Raw genomic sequence first — 15,227 nt, 5'->3', positions numbered from 1 at the left:
TGGGCCCGGCTTGGCACCACGGGCGCGAGTCCTTCGCGTCTGCGCAGCTTGGCAGAAAAAGTTCACACAGCAGACTGGCGTGGATCCGTTTACGCGTCGCGTAGTTGAAGTGCCCGTGTTGACGATGGGAATGGGCAGCATGACCCGCCCAGACGGCGGGGCAAAAAAGGGCCGATGTCAAGCACTCCATAAACGGCAGCGCATCGGCTGAAGTCTAAGTGTGACAAGGGCTTGGGCGTTTGTGCCAGCTCCCTGGCCAGTCCGGCTCTTGTAGGCCAGGAGCCACATAGGAGCAACGCGGTTGCGGGCCTGAGCGTACCCAAGCGGGCCTCTGATGAGGCTTGCTTGAATGATATGACAAGGCGCCCGCAAACCATAGCCCTCCCCCAAGACGCGAAAGCGCAGGCCACCGACCTGCGCTTTCGCGGATGCGGCGCAGCGTAACGGTCAAGGCCCGCTTATCCCACCCCACCAATCCGTCACCAGATCAGTGGGACCATGCTGCTTTCAAGATGTCAGAAACTGATGTATCATTTCTCACCTTAAGAGGTGTCCTATGAACACGCTGCCCGAGACCATCCTGCAACAAGCGCGATCCCTCCCCGAGGGAGGCGTCCTGTCGCCCAAGGAGTTCCTGCACTTGGGAAGCCGATCGGCGGTAGATCAGGCGTTCTCTCGATTGGCCAAGGCCGGCAAGCTGCTGCGCGTAGCGCGCGGCGCCTACGCTGCCCCGATTTCCGGTCGCTTCGGTTCTCGCGCTCCCACTCCCGAGAAGGTCGTCAGGGCGCTGGCCGAGCAGAGCGGCGAGATCGTCGTGCCGCACGGCGCCAGTGCCGCCAATGTCCTGGGCCTGACGCAGCAGGTTCCCATCCGTGAGGTCTACCTGACCTCCGGCCGGACCCGGAAGTTGAAGCTCGGGCGCTCGGAAGTGCTGGTGAAGCACGCGCCGCGCTGGATGTTGGCGCTAGGCACGCGGCCGGCAGGCTCGGCCGTGCGCGCACTGGCCTGGATCGGGCCGACGCACGCCGATGAGTCGCTGGCGTCGCTTCGTCGCACCTTGCCTCGTTCCGAATGGAAGGCACTGACCTTGGCGCGCGCGACGCTACCCGGCTGGATGGCGCAAGCCATCGGCAAGGAAGCCGCTCGTGGCTGAATCTTTCTTTGCTCTGAGCAAGAAGGATCAACACGAAGCGCTGGAACACGGGCGCGCTGAAACCGGCCGTCCGGCCCATCTGCTCGAAAAGGACGTGTGGGTGGTGTGGACGTTGCGCGCCCTGTTCGAGTCGCCGCTGTCAGCCGACCTGACCTTCAAGGGTGGCACGTCACTGTCGAAGGTCTACAAGGTCATCGACCGCTTCTCCGAAGACATCGACCTGACCTACGACATCCGCAAGCTGATCCCGGACCTGATCGGCCACGACGGAGAGTTGCCGGCCAGTCGCAGCCAAGCCGGCAAATGGACGCAGGCCGTGCGGCGTCGGCTACCTGAGTGGATCACGCAGAACGTGCAGCCGGTGATTCAGGCGGCCCTGACGCGCGAGCGTCTGGACGCCCGACTCGAACTCGGCGGCCAAGAGAACGACAAGCTGTTCCTACACTACCCAGCCCTAGCGCAAGGTACCGGGTATGTGGCACCCGTTGTCACGCTGGAATTCGGTGGCCGCGCCACCGGCGAACCGCACGAGGTATTTCAGGTGGCCTGTGATATAGCCGAGCATTTTCCTGGAGTGTCCTTTCCCACTGCCTCGCCTCTGGTCATGAGCGTCGCGCGCACCTTCTGGGAGAAGGCTACCGCAGCGCATGTGTTCTGCGCGCAGGGCCGCGTCCGCAATGAACGTTACGCGCGGCACTGGCATGACCTGGTCGCGATCGCACGAAGCGCCCACTTCGCTGCTGTCATGACCGATCGCATGGTGGCAACGGCCGTCGCCCATCACAAGTCGCACTTCTTCATTGAGAAGGACACCAACGGCCAAGTCATCGACTATGCAGCAGCGACTACGGGACATCTGAAAATCGTTCCCGAAGGCGAAGCCAAGGCCGCACTCGCAAAGGACTATGCGGCCATGCTGGCCGACGAAGTGATGGTTGGCAATGCCTTACCTTTTGACGAGTTGCTGAAGATATGCGCCGAACTCGAAGCGAAGATCAACAACTCTGTCGTAGACATCGACAATGATGACCAGAACCTAGGTCGTCAACCTTCTCCGCGATAGTACGTATGAGCAACATCCGATCTATCGACATGATGTTTCTTGACGATGTGTTCGAGATGGGGGGCGGCTATGTCCTCAATTTCTCGGATCGCACCTTCGCGCAGTTCTTCGCCGAAGAACTCAATATCGACATCGACGACCCGATCTATGCGCGCAATGGTGGGTCAAAAGCCAAGCGCCTACGCTGCTTCCTTCAAACAGTCGATAAGGCAACTGTCGCCCGAACGCTAAACGCCCTATGGGTATACCGGGAAGCATTGCGACAACGCTCTGAGCAAGCCGACAAGATTCCGAACGCCCACGGCCGTCTCCTGTCCTTGCTCAATCGGCTTGAAGGCCGGCCGGAAAATTCCCAAGCGCCCAGTCAAGATCCCGTCCCGGCATTTGATCGCCAGAAGTTGGCCCAGATCAAGAGCAATCTCCTCGCGATGACGTCGCTGGAGGCTCATGCGCGTGGTTATGCCTTCGAGAAATTCTTGTGTGATTTGTTTGACACCTACGGGTTGGCGGCGCAAGAACCATTTCGTCTGAAGGGTGAGCAGATCGACGGCAGCTTTCAGTTTGGCAACGAGACCTATCTCGTCGAAGCCAAGTGGCACGGCAAGCCCATCGGTGTCGCCGAGCTTCACACTTTTCACGGCAAGATCGAACAGAAGGCCGCCTGGACTAGGGGTCTATTCGTCAGCAACAGCGGTTTCACCGAAGACGGCCTCGCCGCATTCGGTCGTGGCAAGCGCGTCACCTGCATGGACGGCTATGATCTCTACGAGACCCTGAATCGGGAAATCCCCCTCAACCACGTCCTCGAACGCAAGGTGCGTCGGGCGGCCGAAACCGGCTCACCCTTTGTACGTGTTCGCGACCTCTTTCCACATTGATCCGCAAGGGGGGCGAAGATGGCGCAGTTCAATACTTGGTGTAGCTTGACCAATTCGGCCGTTGGCAACCATGGTCTTTGCGTCCTGACCAGTAATCCAGCAAATCTGGCGAGTGGAATTCAGGCGACGGCGGCGGTCATACCAAACCACTATGCTGCTGAGGAACAGGTTGCGCGGGCTCTCGCCCGCCTCGGTAAACCGGCCGCAGCCGCGCTGATCCAGGGCAAGTTGCCAACCACCAAGACGATCCGCTCCGGCGATCTTGGTGAGATCTATGCGACCGAATGGATCGACACGCATAGCGGTGGCTACCGCGCGCCCATCAAACGTCTGCGCTGGAAGGATCATCGCAACATGGCGATGCGCGGCGACGATGTAATTGGACTTCTCCAAGACCCACAGACCCAACGCCTGTACTTTCTAAAGACTGAGGCTAAGAGCCGTGTCACGCTGACGGCGCAAGTCCTCGCCGCTGCTCGGGCTGGGCTGGACAAGGATGGCGGGCTCCCCTCCGCTCATGCGCTCTCCTTCATTTCCGCCCGGCTTCTCGAACTGGACAACGCTCCACTAGCCGATGCCATCGACGCTGCCCTTCTGAAACATGGCATTCCCGTCGAAAGTGTCCGCCATCTGCTGTTCACCTTTTCTGGCAACACCCCGGACGCTCTTCTCACCGCATCGTTGCAATCCTATCCGGGAACGATCACACAATGGGGCGTCGGACTGCGCGTCGAGGGACACGCAGCGTTCGTCGGCGCCGTCTATGATCAGGTGATCGCCAATGCCAACAACGCCTGAGACCATCGTTGCGGGTATCAACGAGGCGGCAGCGGCAGGTTTTCGCGGCCGCCTCATCGCCCGCGGCCAAGCACGCGCCATGATCTGGCGCGATGGCGCCCTACCACCGGATGCACCTGCCTTCTCTCCTCAGCTCAGCTACGACCTGCATTCCTATGGTTATGCCATGCTTGGGCTCGGTCTGCGTCTCCGTGAGCTAGGTGGTGACGCTGCGCAGGCCCGTGTCGCTTTCGAGCAAGCCGCAACTGCTCTGGAGGCAGTTATGGCCAGAGGAAACCCTGGGGAAGCTGATCGAGACTTCCACTTCATCATGACCGCAGCGAGCTATCACCTGGCTCGGCTGTCTGCACGGGCCTACTCGCTCCTCACTATCGTTGAAACCGAGGAAAATTTCTCGCCGATAGAGCGGGCCTTGGCCCTCCTGATGCTCCGCAATATCGACGGCCTCCGAACCATGTCGCTGGACTACAGGGTTTTGGGGACCGGAAGTGACGAGCAGATCACTGCCACAATCCAGGGGCATCTGGATCAGATCGAAGCAGCCGTAGGCCAGGCAGGCGACGAAAACGCCTTTCTTTTCGACAGCCTGGATACGGCGCTTACCGACTCTTTTCTCGCCGCCATGTCTCTGTTCTTGCTGGCGCTGGAGCGTGGCGAACGGCAGATTCTCGACCAAGCTTTAGCCCGCCTCCAAGAAAGCCTGAGCGTCTGCAGCGAAATGAACTTGCTGCCCCAATGGTGGGCGCATCGCGTGGCGATCCATATCTTGCCCGATCTCTGGTCCAATACCTTCCACGAAAAGGTGCCGATGCTGCCGATTGGTGGAGCCGCCGCCGATTGGCCTCGCCTCCGTGATTTATTCATTGCCTCTCTGCTGAATCGGCCAAGAGCTGAAGTTGATCTATGGCCCTCGCAGATCGAAGCCGCAACGCGCGCTGTCGATCAGTCCGACGACCTAGTGGTTTCGCTGCCCACCAGCGCCGGCAAAACCAGAATTGCCGAGCTGTGCATCTTGCGCTGCCTCGCCGCAGGCAAGCGCGTCGTCTTCGTAACACCGCTCAGGGCGCTGTCCGCCCAGACTGAAGTGACGCTACAGCGAACCTTCGGGCCACTCGGTAAAACCATCTCCGCCCTCTACGGCAGCATTGGAGTGAGTGGCTTCGATGAGGATTCGATTCGCGAGCGCGATATCGTCGTCGCTACCCCTGAAAAGCTCGATTTCGCGCTGCGTAACGATCCTTCACTGCTCGATGATGTCGGCCTTCTTGTCTTCGACGAAGGCCACATGATTGGCATGAACGAGCGCGAGATCCGCTACGAGGTGCAAATCCAGCGACTCCTTCGGCGTGCCGATGCACACGATCGCCGTATCGTCTGCCTGTCGGCGATCCTTCCCGATGGGGATCAACTGGATGATTTCGCGGCGTGGCTCCGCCGCGACCATCCCGGCGGCCTAATCAAGAACGATTGGAGGCCGACGCGACTGCGGTTCGGCGAGGTCGTCTGGAACTCGCCCTTTGCTCGACTCAACCTTCGCGTCGGCGACGAGCGTCCATGGGTACAGCGATTCCTCACCGGATTTGCCCCTCCGGACTTCGTACCACCAAAGCGACGTCGCACGCGCCTCTTCCCGAAAGATCAGCGCGAGCTTAGCCTGGCGACAGCCTGGCGACTCGTTGATGATGGCCAGACGGCCCTTATCTTCTGCCCAGAACGCCGGAGCGTTGAGCCCTTCGCCGACGTTATTGTCGATCTCCACGAGCGCGGCGCACTTCGCTCGCTTCTTGAAGTCGATCCGAATGTGCTGAACGCAGCGGTCACGCTCGGAGAGGAATGGCTTGGGCCAAACAGTGCGCTCCTAAAGTGCCTGAGGTTGGGCGTTGCCCTACATCATGGCGCCCTACCGACGGCTTATCGCAAGGAGATCGAGCGCCTTCTTCGGGAAGGTATTCTGAAAGTCACGATTTCCTCACCGACCCTTGCCCAAGGGCTGAATCTCTCGGCCACGGCTGTTGTCATGCACTCGCTTCACCGCAACGGCGCGCTCATCGAGGTTTCCGAATTCAAGAACGTCATCGGCCGAGCGGGTCGAGCCTACGTTGATGTGGAAGGCATCGTACTCTTTCCGATGTTCGATGAGGTCGCGAGAAAGCGGCTCAATTGGGAGAGCCTCATCAGCAACGTGGGCGCTCGGGAGATGGAGAGCGGACTTGTTCGGCTCGTCGCAGCGCTACTGAGTCGGATGCACGTCAGCATCGGTGACGACCTCGCCCAGCTTGTCGAATACGTGGCGAACAATGCTCAAGCGTGGACGTTCCCTGAGATAGCCAATGAGTCTCCCGAAGATCGCGAACGCGCGCTTGCCGAGTGGGAACGGCGCGTCGCTACGCTTGATACCGCCATCCTGAGCCTGATCGGCGAGAACGACATCCCAGATGACGGCATTGAAACTGCGCTTGATGACATTCTCCAGTCTTCCCTGTGGCAACGCCGCCTACTGCGCCAGAATGAACAGGTGCAGCAGACTCTAAAGGCGGGGCTACTCGCGCGCAGCCGATTGATCTGGGCGCAGTCCACGGCTCCCCAGCGGAGAGGGTACTTCCTCGCCGGCGTTGGATTGGCAACTGGCCACGCTCTTGACGCGATTGCAGAGGGGGCCAACCTACTGCTGGTTCAGGCCAATGCAGCGCTTCTTACCAACAACGCAGAAGAAGCGATCGCGGCGATCACCAACCTCGCTGAGCAGGTGTTCGCCTTCTATCCGTTCATGCCAGACTCCTTGCCTGACAACTGGCACGACATCCTGCGCTGCTGGTTGCTCGGCCAGCCGCTAGCGGGCATTGTCGCTGGCCAGGAGTCGGAGACCCTTCAGTTTATCGAAGGCGGTCTCGTCTATCGTCTGCCGTGGGCCATGGAGGCCATACGAGTGCGGGCCGCCGCCAACGGCGATACTGTCGCTGACCTGGAACTTGAGGATTTTGAACTTGGCTTAGCTGTCCCCGCTGTCGAAACAGGCACGATGAATCGTTCAGCCTCGATTCTGATCCAAGCCGGCTTCAGTTCCAGACTCGCCGCTATAAAGGCCGTCGCCGATACGGCGGCAACTTTCACTACCAGCCAGGCATTGAAGCTCTGGCTCAATTCCGAAGCTATCGCCATGTGGAGTGCACTGCCGGATTGGCCCACTGCAGAGACCAAGGCGATGTGGATCGAATTCGCGCAAAGCTTCACGCCAGCCGACAGGCGAACTTGGACTGAACGCCGCTATTGGGCCGGCGTCGCTTGGTATGGCGTCCCGGTCCCACCTGGTGCGCCTGTCAGGCTCCATCACTGGAACGGTCAGCCGATCGTCCTATCAGGAGAGGGGCTTCCCATGGGCACCCTTCAGGCTGCGCTCAACCCAGTTCGGAGCGGCCTAATGCGGGCCACAGTGTCTCAAGAGCCCGGCAGAATCGACCTGAGTTATTTAGGCCCCGACGATTTGTGGCAGGTGTAACTCCCAATCTCCAAACTATGGATGAAGAAAGCAGGTAGCGTCGTATCGTCGGGAGACCTTCATGCGCCGACTTTGGAGGCAATCACCTTCCTGAATCCCCGATCCCGCGCAATGAACGCCTCCAGCATGTGCGGGATCAGCGTCACCGCATCGACCGCTTCGCCGTAGGTCTGCCCATGCAACGTGGCGTAACGGTCGAGGTCGGCCTTCAGGCTGGCCGGACATGCAAAGGTCAGCTTGACGGTTTCGCTCTTGGGCAGCGGGCCGAGCCGCAGCTTGTTCGTGTTCATTGCGAGGCTCCCCTGTTGAAGAACAGCGGTTGGTACGGACGCAGCACCAGGTCGCGGTTGACGATGATGCGCACCGGCAGGCCGGGGCGAGCCGTCAGCGTGGGCTGGATGTTCATGTTGCGCCGGGTCATCTCCTGGCCGATCTGGTTCACGCTGTCCTGCACGCTGTCGCGGCCGGCAATGACGACGCGATCCCCGCCCTGGCGATTCTCCGGGGCGGCCAGTTCGGCGCCGACGCCCAGCAGCGTGGTCAGCACCGCGCCGGCGAAGATGCGATCCCAATGCCAATCGACACCATCCTCCAGGCCCGCGTAACCGGCCGGGTCCGTGCCCACGAGGTTGTCGAGCTGGCTTGATGAGGTGTCCGGCAGGATCAGCCGGTGCCACACCATCTGGAGTCGGGTCTGCCCGTAGCTGACCTGGCTGTTGTAGCGGCCCAGGATGCGCGAGCCCTGCGGGATCAGCAGATGGCGGCCGGTGGCCGTGTCGTAGATCGGCTCCGTCACCGTGGCGATCACGTCGCCCGGTAGGTCGGACTTGATGCCCGTCACCAGTGCGCCCGCGATCACCGTGCCGGCCATCACCTGATACGGCGAGGCAGGTAGTTGCAGGTTGCCAGAATTGCGGGTTTGCACAGGACCGGCATTGCTCAGAAACGCTTCCTTCTGGTCCTGCCGGTTCTGCACGGCGGTGGGATCGCCCGGCTGCGCGGCCGTCGAAGCCGGTCCGGCGGCCAGCGGATCGAAACCCGCCAGTCCGGTCAGCGGTGGGGTTCCTGCCATGCTCTGAGTGGGAGGGGCTACGGCGGCGCGCTGTCCGCCCGTGCTGAAGAACACGGACGAAGCCGCCGCTTCCTCGGCCTCCTTGAGCCGCGCTAGGCGCTCGGCTTCGGCCGGGTCATAGCCCGGTTGCGAGTAACCCTGCGCTCGCTGTTCGGCGCGCAGGATCGGTGCTCCGAGGTCGCCGGGTAGCGGTTCGCCCAGCTCCGGCGGCAGCGGTGGCAAGGTCGGCGGTAGTTGCGAATAGTCGATGGGCAACTGCGCCAGCCCTTCGGAGCGCGACACGCGATCGACGTTGTACAACTCGGTCGGCTCGCCTGCGCCACGGCGCTGCGGTGCTTGCAGCGACCAGAGCGTTGCGCCCAATACGGCGGCGGCCACGCTGCCGACCAGAACTGCCAGCATGCGCCGGTTCAACCGCGTGACGGGACGCGGCTGCGCCCGCAGGGCGACTTGTTCCGGCGCCAGCTTCGGGGCGGCGCCAAGCATGTCCGGAGAATCGTCCTGGCTCATGGTCAGTTCCTCCGCGCGCCCGTCGTGCCGTCCGTGCGCTCGATGCGCACCACGTCGCCCTTGTCGCCACCCAGGCGCAATTCGGCCGCGCCGAACAGCCGGTCCACGATGTAGTACGGCGACCGGAAGCGGTAGTTCACGAGTTGGCCATCGCCCTGTGCGCCGATCACGAACAGTGGCGGCAACTCGCCCTGTGCGATGCCGCCGGGAAACTGGATGTAGACTTTCTCGCCGTCGTCGAAGGCGCGCAGCGGCTTCCACGGTGTATTGCTACCGCTGATCGCGTAGCGGAAGCGGATGTTCTCCAGCGACAGGCCCGTATCGAGCGGCGCCGCCGTCTGCGCCGCCCGCGCCTGGCGCTGCAAGGCCAGCATGCGGTCGCGCGGATAGTCCCAGGACACCGACGCCATCCACGCCTTTTCGGTCGAAGTCAGTTCGATCAGATAGGTGCGGCGGCTGGTGGTGATGACCAGATTGGTCTTGAGGCCGGTGCGGATCGGCTTGACCAGCACGTTGACGCGCAGTTCGCCGCCGGCGCCGCTCGACGTATCGCCGACGATCCAGCGCACCGTGTCGCCGGCGGCGACCGTCACCAGTTCCTCGCCGGGCTGGAGTGTAATCACCGTGACCCGCTCGGGACTCGTATAGACCTGGTACAGCGCGCCGTCGGTAAACGGCCAGACCTGAATCGCATTGATGTAGCCTTCGCGCGTGGGCGCCATGCGCGCTTCCTCGTTGGCGCGGGATACGCGCACGCGCTCGTCCTCCGGCTCGGGTGTCACCTCCGTTTCCGCGAGTTCGGGCAGCGGCATCAACTGCCCCGGTAGCGGCAAAGGCTCCGGCACCGCAACCACTTCCATCGGCAGAGGTGGTTCGGGCAAGGGCTGCGCCTGCACCGGCTCGTCGAGCGTGATGCTCGGTGGCTTGCGTGGCGTGGCGCAGCCCGCCAGCGTGACGGCAATCAATGCAACAGCATAAAAGCGCAAAGACGGTTTCATGGCCTGCCTCCTTCGGTTGAGTCGAGTTCACGGCTCCATGACAGGCCGTTGACGTAGATGCCCAATGGATTGCGGCGCAACCGTTCCTCGGTGCGCGGCGTTTGCAGCACGATGGAGACCACCGCCGTCCAGCGTTCCAGCCCTGCCGCCGCGCCGTTGACGTAGCGGCGCTCCGTCCAGCGCACGTTGAACGACGTGTCGCTGGCGCGTACAACGCTGTTGATCTCCACCGTCACCGTTTCCCGGCCGATCCGCGCAAAGGGATCGTTGGTGCGCGCGTAGTCGTTGAGCACGGCCGCGCCGCGGTCGGTGGTGTAGTCGTAGGCTTCGAGCCAGTTGTCCCGCACCACGATCGGGTCGATGGACAACGAGCGAACTATCGTGACGAAACGTGCCAAGTGATAGCCGATCTGCACGTCTGTTGGCCGGTACGGCGTGGCTGCCTCACCGACGGCGCGCACCTGCCCGCCGTGGTCCACCTCCACCACGTAGGGCGTGACGATGGACTGCGCCGAGCGCCAGACGAGGCCGCCCGCCATCAGCAGCGCGAGCGCGAGGCAGCCGAAGGCCATCAGCCGCCAGTTCTTCGCCTGTGCGCGGGCCGAGCCGATGCGCTCGTCCCACACCTGTTCGGCAGCCTGGTACGGCGTGGCCGGCTGTGGTGTGTCGGCATAGCGCACCTGCGGTCGTTTGAATCGCATGGCAGGTTCTCCTTATGAGTTCGATGGGTCGCGCAGGCTGGGGCCGCTGCCCGAGCCGCCGCCGTCGCCACCGCGCAGCGTGTGCGCGACGGTGGTGGCGGCATGGGTGAGCTGCTGGCGGCGTTGCAAGCGCCTCGCCCACGCGGGTTGTCCGGTGCTGGCGGCGGCGTCCGCACTGCCGCCCTGAGCGGCCGAGCCGGTAGCAGCGCTGCCCGTGGAAGCATCGGGATTGATGGCGGCAGCGGCACGCGCCTTCAGCGAATGCACACCGGCGGCCACGCGCTGCCCGACCGACTGCGCGCCGGTCCTGGCAACATTGCCCAGACCGGCCGCCGCGCCCTTGAGGCCACCGCCGGCACCAGAGGAACCCGCTTGGAAGGCCGACTTGGCGCTGCTCGCGGTCGATGCCATCGAACGTGCGCCGCCGACGGCCATGCGGGCAGCGCCAGGTGCCATGCGCGCGCCGGCCGCAACGGCACCACCGACGCCGGTGGCTACCGCACCCACGGCAACGGCGGTCCCGGCCGCGCCGAGCGTGGCTCCCGCCATCGCACCGGCGCCGAGCTGCGGCGAACCGGACACCAGTCCGGTAGCAATACCCGGCCCGAAGATCCCGAGCGCCAGCAGCGCAAGGGATGCCAACATGATGACCAGCGCATGGTCGATGGAGGGTTCGTCCGGCGCGACCTGGAATTCGGCGAACAGGCCGGTGCCGATGCCGACGATCACCGCCAGCACCAGCACCTTGATGCCCGACGACACCACATTGCCCAGCACCTTCTCGGCCAGGAACGCGGTCTTGTTCCACAGCGCGAACGGCACCAGCACGAAGCCGGCAAGCGTCGTCAGCTTGAACTCGATCAACGTGATGAAAAGCTGGATCGCCAACACGAAGAACGTGACGATCACCACGAGCCAGGCCAGAAACATGACCGCGATGGGTGTCACGTTCACGAACACCTCGGGGAAGCCCGCCATGTCGCTGATCTGTTCGAGGATCGGCGCGCCGGCGTCAACGCCCACCTTGGCCAGCCGGCCGGGTTGCAGGAACTCCGCCTGCGTGATGGTCGATCCCGAAGCCATCAATCCCAAACCCGCGAACGAGCGGAACACGATGCTGGCCAGCCAGTTGAAATTGCCGATGATGTAAGCGAAGGCACCGATGTAGAGCACCTTGCGGATCAGCTTGGCGATCACATCGTCGCCCTGGCCGGTGGCATGGCTCATCGCCCAATAGAGGCCCGCGATGGTCATGTCGATCACGATCAAGGTGGCGGTGAGGAACGCAACCTCGCCACCCAGCAGACCGAAGCCCGAGTCGATGTAGGTGGAGAAGACGATGAGGAAGCGGTCGATCACCGAGATGTCGTTCATGGCGCGTGCCCTCAGTCGCCGCCGTAGAACGGCACGGTCTGCGGCGTGTAGGGCGTGCCTTCGCCGTGGAAGCGTCGCCGCACTTCGCGGGCGCGCTCGGTGGCTGCTGCCTGCCGCGCCAGTTCCAGCGACGCGGCGCGGTCCTGCGTCAACTGGAGCTGCTGCGCCTGGATCGCCTGCTTGGCCTGCAAGGCCAGCAACTGGTTGGTTGCCTGCATGGCTTGCAACGCGCCGGTGGCCGACTGGCTCTGGCCGACCAGATCGGCCAGCACGCCTTCGTCCTCGTTGAGGTTCTGCGACACCTGCGCCTGCATCCGCATGGCTGTGTGCAGGCCGTCGAGCGTGTGTCGCCAGCGTTCGCGCGCGTCCTGCGCCATGCGGTCACCACTGACGGTCGCGGCGTATTCGTGCGGGTACAGCCGGGCGAATTCCCGATCCATGTTCGTCACGTCGTAGGCCAGACCCTGCGCCTCGGCGATCAGGCGTTCGGTGGTCGCCAGCGTCGAGCGCAGGCGATTGACCACGTTGTAGTCGAGGCTCGTCAGATTGCGTGCCTGGTTGATGAGCATCTGCGCTTCGTTCTGAAGCTGCCGCACCTGGTTGTTGATCTGCTCCAGCGTGCGGATCGCGGTCAGCGTGTTCTGGATCAGGTTGGTCGGGTCAATCACCGCCCATTGCGCCTGCGCGGCAGGCAGCGTGCAGAACAGAGCGGCAGCGACGGTCGCAAGAAGTGTCTTCTTCATGACGGTTTCTCCTGTGGTGGATTGGAAGCGGCAGGTGCGGACGGCAGCAGATCGGCCGCCCAGTCCAGGCCGCAGTGGCGCAGCCAGGCGGCTGCGAAGCTGGAAGACGAAGCCGACGCTTCCACCGCGTCAATGTCGCGCTGGTCCTGCGGCGTCGAAGCACCGGCGAAGGCCAGCGCGACCGGCCCCAGGTCGAGGTCAAAGAGGCGATTGCCCAGCCGCGACTGGTAGTAGTAGTCGCGCTTGGGCTGCGCGGTGGCGACGATCTCGATTTGCCGGGCGTTGAGGCCGAAGCCTTCGTAGATCTTGCGGATTTGCGGCTCAGTGGCTTGTGGATTGGGCAGGAAGATGCGGCTTGCGCAGCTCTCCACGATGGCCGGCGCGATGCTGGAGTCCTTGATGTCCGCCAGCGACTGCGTGGCGAAGATCACCGACACGTTTTTCTTGCGCAGCGTCTTCAACCACTGGCGGATGCGCGCGGCGAACACCGGGTCGTCGAGGAACAGCCACGCCTCGTCGAGAATCAGCAAAGTCGGTGCGCCGTCGAAACGCTCGTCGAAGCGCGCGAACAGATAACCGAGTACCGCCAGCACGGCGGCGCGGCTCGCCATCAGTTCCTCCATCTCGAAACCCTGCACGTCGGCGGTGCCCAGACGGTCGTGATCGGCATCGAGCAAACTGCCGTGCGCGCCGCCGAGCACGTAGGGCGCGAGCGCCTGGCGTAGCGCGTTGTTCTGCAACAGCACGGAAAACCCGGTCAGCGTGCGCTGCTCCACCGGCGCACCGGCGAGACTTTCCAGCGCCGACCAGATGGCCGCCTTCTCGTCGGGGCCGATGCTCGCGCCTTCACGCAGCATCCGGCCTTCGAGCCATTCGGCGGCCCAAGTGCGGTAGCTTTCTTGGTCGATGCGCGCGAGCGGCTGAAACGCGATGCCGCTGTCCGTGCCCAGGTCGTAGTGCTCGCCACCGAGGCCGAGGATGGTGGCGCGCATCGAGCGGCCCATGTCGAAGGCGAAAATGCGTGAGCCGGGATAACGGCGGAATTGCATCGCCAGCGTGGCGAGCAACACGGACTTGCCCATGCCGGTCGGTCCAACGACAAGGGTGTGGCCGACATCGCCGATGTGCGTCACCAGACGGAACGGCGTGGCGCCATCGGTGCGCGTGACGATCAAGGGTGGCCCGTCGAGGTGGGCATTCTTCTCCGGCCCGGCCCACACCGCCGACACCGGCATCAGGTGCGCGAGGTTCAGCGTCGAGACGATGGGCTGGCGCACGTTCGCGTAGGCGTTGCCCGGAATCGACGACAGCCACGCCTCCACCGCGTTGAGTGTTTCAGGGATCGTGACGAAACCCCGGCCCTGAATGACGCGCTCCACCCTGCGCAGCTTCTCGTCGGCCGCGCCGGCATCGGTATCGAGCACCGTCACGGTCGCGGTGACGTAGCCGAAAGCGACTTGATCGCTGCCCAGCTCCTGCAAGGCCGCATCGGCGTCCACCGCCTTGTTCGATGCGTCGGTATCGACCAGCGGGCTTTCCTGTTGAAAGATCGTCTCGCGCAGCAGTGCGACGACGTTCTTGCGCTTGGCGAACCACTGGCGGCGCAGGCGGCCGAGTTCCTTTTCCGCCTCGGACTTGTCCATGCAGAGGAAGCGCGTGCTCCAGCGATAGGCGAAGCCGAGTCGGTTCAGGTCGTCGAGCAGCCCCGGCCAGGTCGAGGTCGGGAAGCCGCGCACCGACACCACGCGCAAATGCGCATCGCCCAACATCGGCGCAAGCCCGCCGGTCAGCGGGCAGTCGGTCAGCAGCGCATCGAGGTGAAACGGATGCTCCGGCACGGCCACGTGATAACGCCGCGTGGAGATGGTGGCGTGCAGATAGGTAAGCGTTTCGCTGTCGTCGAGCCAGGCAATCTCTGGCATCACGCCGTCGAGCAGGTCGAAGCAACGATCCGTCTCCGCGATGAAGGCGATCAGGCGTTCATGCCAATCCACGCCACGCTGCGACGTATTCTCGTAGAGCAGATTCGCGGCGCGTGCGCGGGACTCCTCCGGCGGCAGGCACACCAGCGTCAGGTGATAGCGGCTATCGAAGTGACTCTGGTCTTCCTCGAACACCGCTCGGCGTTCCTCGTCCACCAGCCACGACAGCGGTTCGGGAAACTCGGACTGCGGATAGTCAGCCGCTGACAGCCTTTCGGCCTCGACGAACAAGGCCCACCCGGAACCCAGGCGGCGTAGCGCGTTGTTGAGCCGCGCTGACGTGGCGATCAGCTCGCCCTGCGTCGCGCTGTCCAGGTCCGGCCCGCGAAAGCATGCTGTCCTTTGGAACGAACCGTCCTTGTTGAGCACGATGCCGGGCGCCATCAACCCGGCCCAGGGCAGCCAGTCGGCGAGCAGTGCGGGACGCTGACGGTATTCGGCGAGATGCAACATGGCGTC

General features: G+C 63.4%; 12 protein-coding genes. 5 read left to right on the top strand and 7 right to left on the bottom strand.

All coding sequences use genetic code 11. From position 1 onward, the window contains the following. Window positions 1–556: 556 nt before the first annotated feature. The 5 genes from THIARS_RS05665 to THIARS_RS05645 are packed head-to-tail and all read left to right on the top strand — an operon-like array spanning window position 557 to window position 7,388. Complete coding sequence (locus tag THIARS_RS05665) at window positions 557–1,153, top strand: DUF6088 family protein (protein ID WP_094159817.1); 597 nt, start codon at window positions 557–559, stop codon at window positions 1,151–1,153. Then, entirely contained in the window at window positions 1,146–2,216 is a 1,071-nt protein-coding gene (locus tag THIARS_RS05660; RefSeq protein WP_094159816.1) for a nucleotidyl transferase AbiEii/AbiGii toxin family protein, read from the top strand. The genes THIARS_RS05665 and THIARS_RS05660 overlap by 8 nt, the downstream gene beginning before the upstream one ends. Before the next feature lie 5 nt (window positions 2,217–2,221). Further along, window positions 2,222–3,094: a restriction endonuclease gene (locus THIARS_RS05655; RefSeq protein ID WP_094159815.1), complete on the top strand. Its 873-nt coding sequence runs from the start codon at window positions 2,222–2,224 to the stop codon at window positions 3,092–3,094. 18 nt (window positions 3,095–3,112) lie between these two features. After that, the gene (locus THIARS_RS05650) at window positions 3,113–3,892 is read left to right on the top strand and encodes a Hachiman antiphage defense system protein HamA (RefSeq protein ID WP_094159814.1); all 780 of its coding nucleotides are present in this window, start codon (window positions 3,113–3,115) and stop codon (window positions 3,890–3,892) included. After that, the gene (locus THIARS_RS05645; RefSeq protein WP_094159813.1) at window positions 3,876–7,388 is read left to right on the top strand and encodes a DEAD/DEAH box helicase; all 3,513 of its coding nucleotides are present in this window, start codon (window positions 3,876–3,878) and stop codon (window positions 7,386–7,388) included. Before THIARS_RS05650 ends, THIARS_RS05645 begins: the two co-directional genes overlap by 17 nt. A 59-nt stretch (window positions 7,389–7,447) precedes the next feature. On the opposite strand, the gene THIARS_RS05640 is transcribed toward THIARS_RS05645, so the two are convergent. From THIARS_RS05640 to trbE, 7 genes are read right to left on the bottom strand one after another with little or no spacing between them, the layout of a single operon-like run. Beyond that, window positions 7,448–7,678 carry a DUF2274 domain-containing protein gene (locus THIARS_RS05640; RefSeq protein WP_094159812.1) on the bottom strand — a complete coding sequence of 77 codons (231 nt, stop codon included), beginning with the start codon at window positions 7,676–7,678 and terminating at the stop codon, window positions 7,448–7,450. Next, a complete protein-coding gene (locus THIARS_RS05635; RefSeq protein WP_094159811.1) occupies window positions 7,675–8,970 on the bottom strand; it encodes a TraB/TrbI/VirB10 family type IV secretion system protein in 1,296 nt (431 codons plus the stop codon). The genes THIARS_RS05640 and THIARS_RS05635 overlap by 4 nt, the downstream gene beginning before the upstream one ends. Window positions 8,971–8,972: 2 nt before the next feature. Further along, window positions 8,973–9,968 carry a P-type conjugative transfer protein TrbG gene (gene trbG / locus THIARS_RS05630; protein ID WP_009518837.1) on the bottom strand — a complete coding sequence of 332 codons (996 nt, stop codon included), beginning with the start codon at window positions 9,966–9,968 and terminating at the stop codon, window positions 8,973–8,975. Further along, complete coding sequence (trbF, locus tag THIARS_RS05625) at window positions 9,965–10,669, bottom strand: conjugal transfer protein TrbF (RefSeq protein ID WP_009518838.1); 705 nt, start codon at window positions 10,667–10,669, stop codon at window positions 9,965–9,967. The genes trbG and trbF overlap by 4 nt, the downstream gene beginning before the upstream one ends. Before the next feature lie 12 nt (window positions 10,670–10,681). Next, window positions 10,682–12,043, bottom strand: coding sequence for a P-type conjugative transfer protein TrbL (trbL, locus tag THIARS_RS05620; RefSeq protein ID WP_009518839.1), 1,362 nt, complete (start codon window positions 12,041–12,043; stop codon window positions 10,682–10,684). Window positions 12,044–12,054: 11 nt separating this feature from the next. After that, window positions 12,055–12,786: a P-type conjugative transfer protein TrbJ gene (gene trbJ / locus THIARS_RS05615; protein ID WP_009518840.1), complete on the bottom strand. Its 732-nt coding sequence runs from the start codon at window positions 12,784–12,786 to the stop codon at window positions 12,055–12,057. Then, on the bottom strand, window positions 12,783–15,221 hold the full coding sequence (gene trbE / locus THIARS_RS05610; RefSeq protein ID WP_009518841.1) for a conjugal transfer protein TrbE: 2,439 nt from the start codon (window positions 15,219–15,221) through the stop codon (window positions 12,783–12,785). Before trbE ends, trbJ begins: the two co-directional genes overlap by 4 nt. Window positions 15,222–15,227 lie beyond the last annotated feature (6 nt).

It is taken from the genome of Thiomonas delicata (assembly GCF_900088825.1).
Classification (GTDB): Bacteria; Pseudomonadota; Gammaproteobacteria; order Burkholderiales; family Burkholderiaceae_C; genus Thiomonas_A; species Thiomonas_A delicata.
This window is presented reverse-complemented; position numbering and strand designations above follow the sequence as displayed.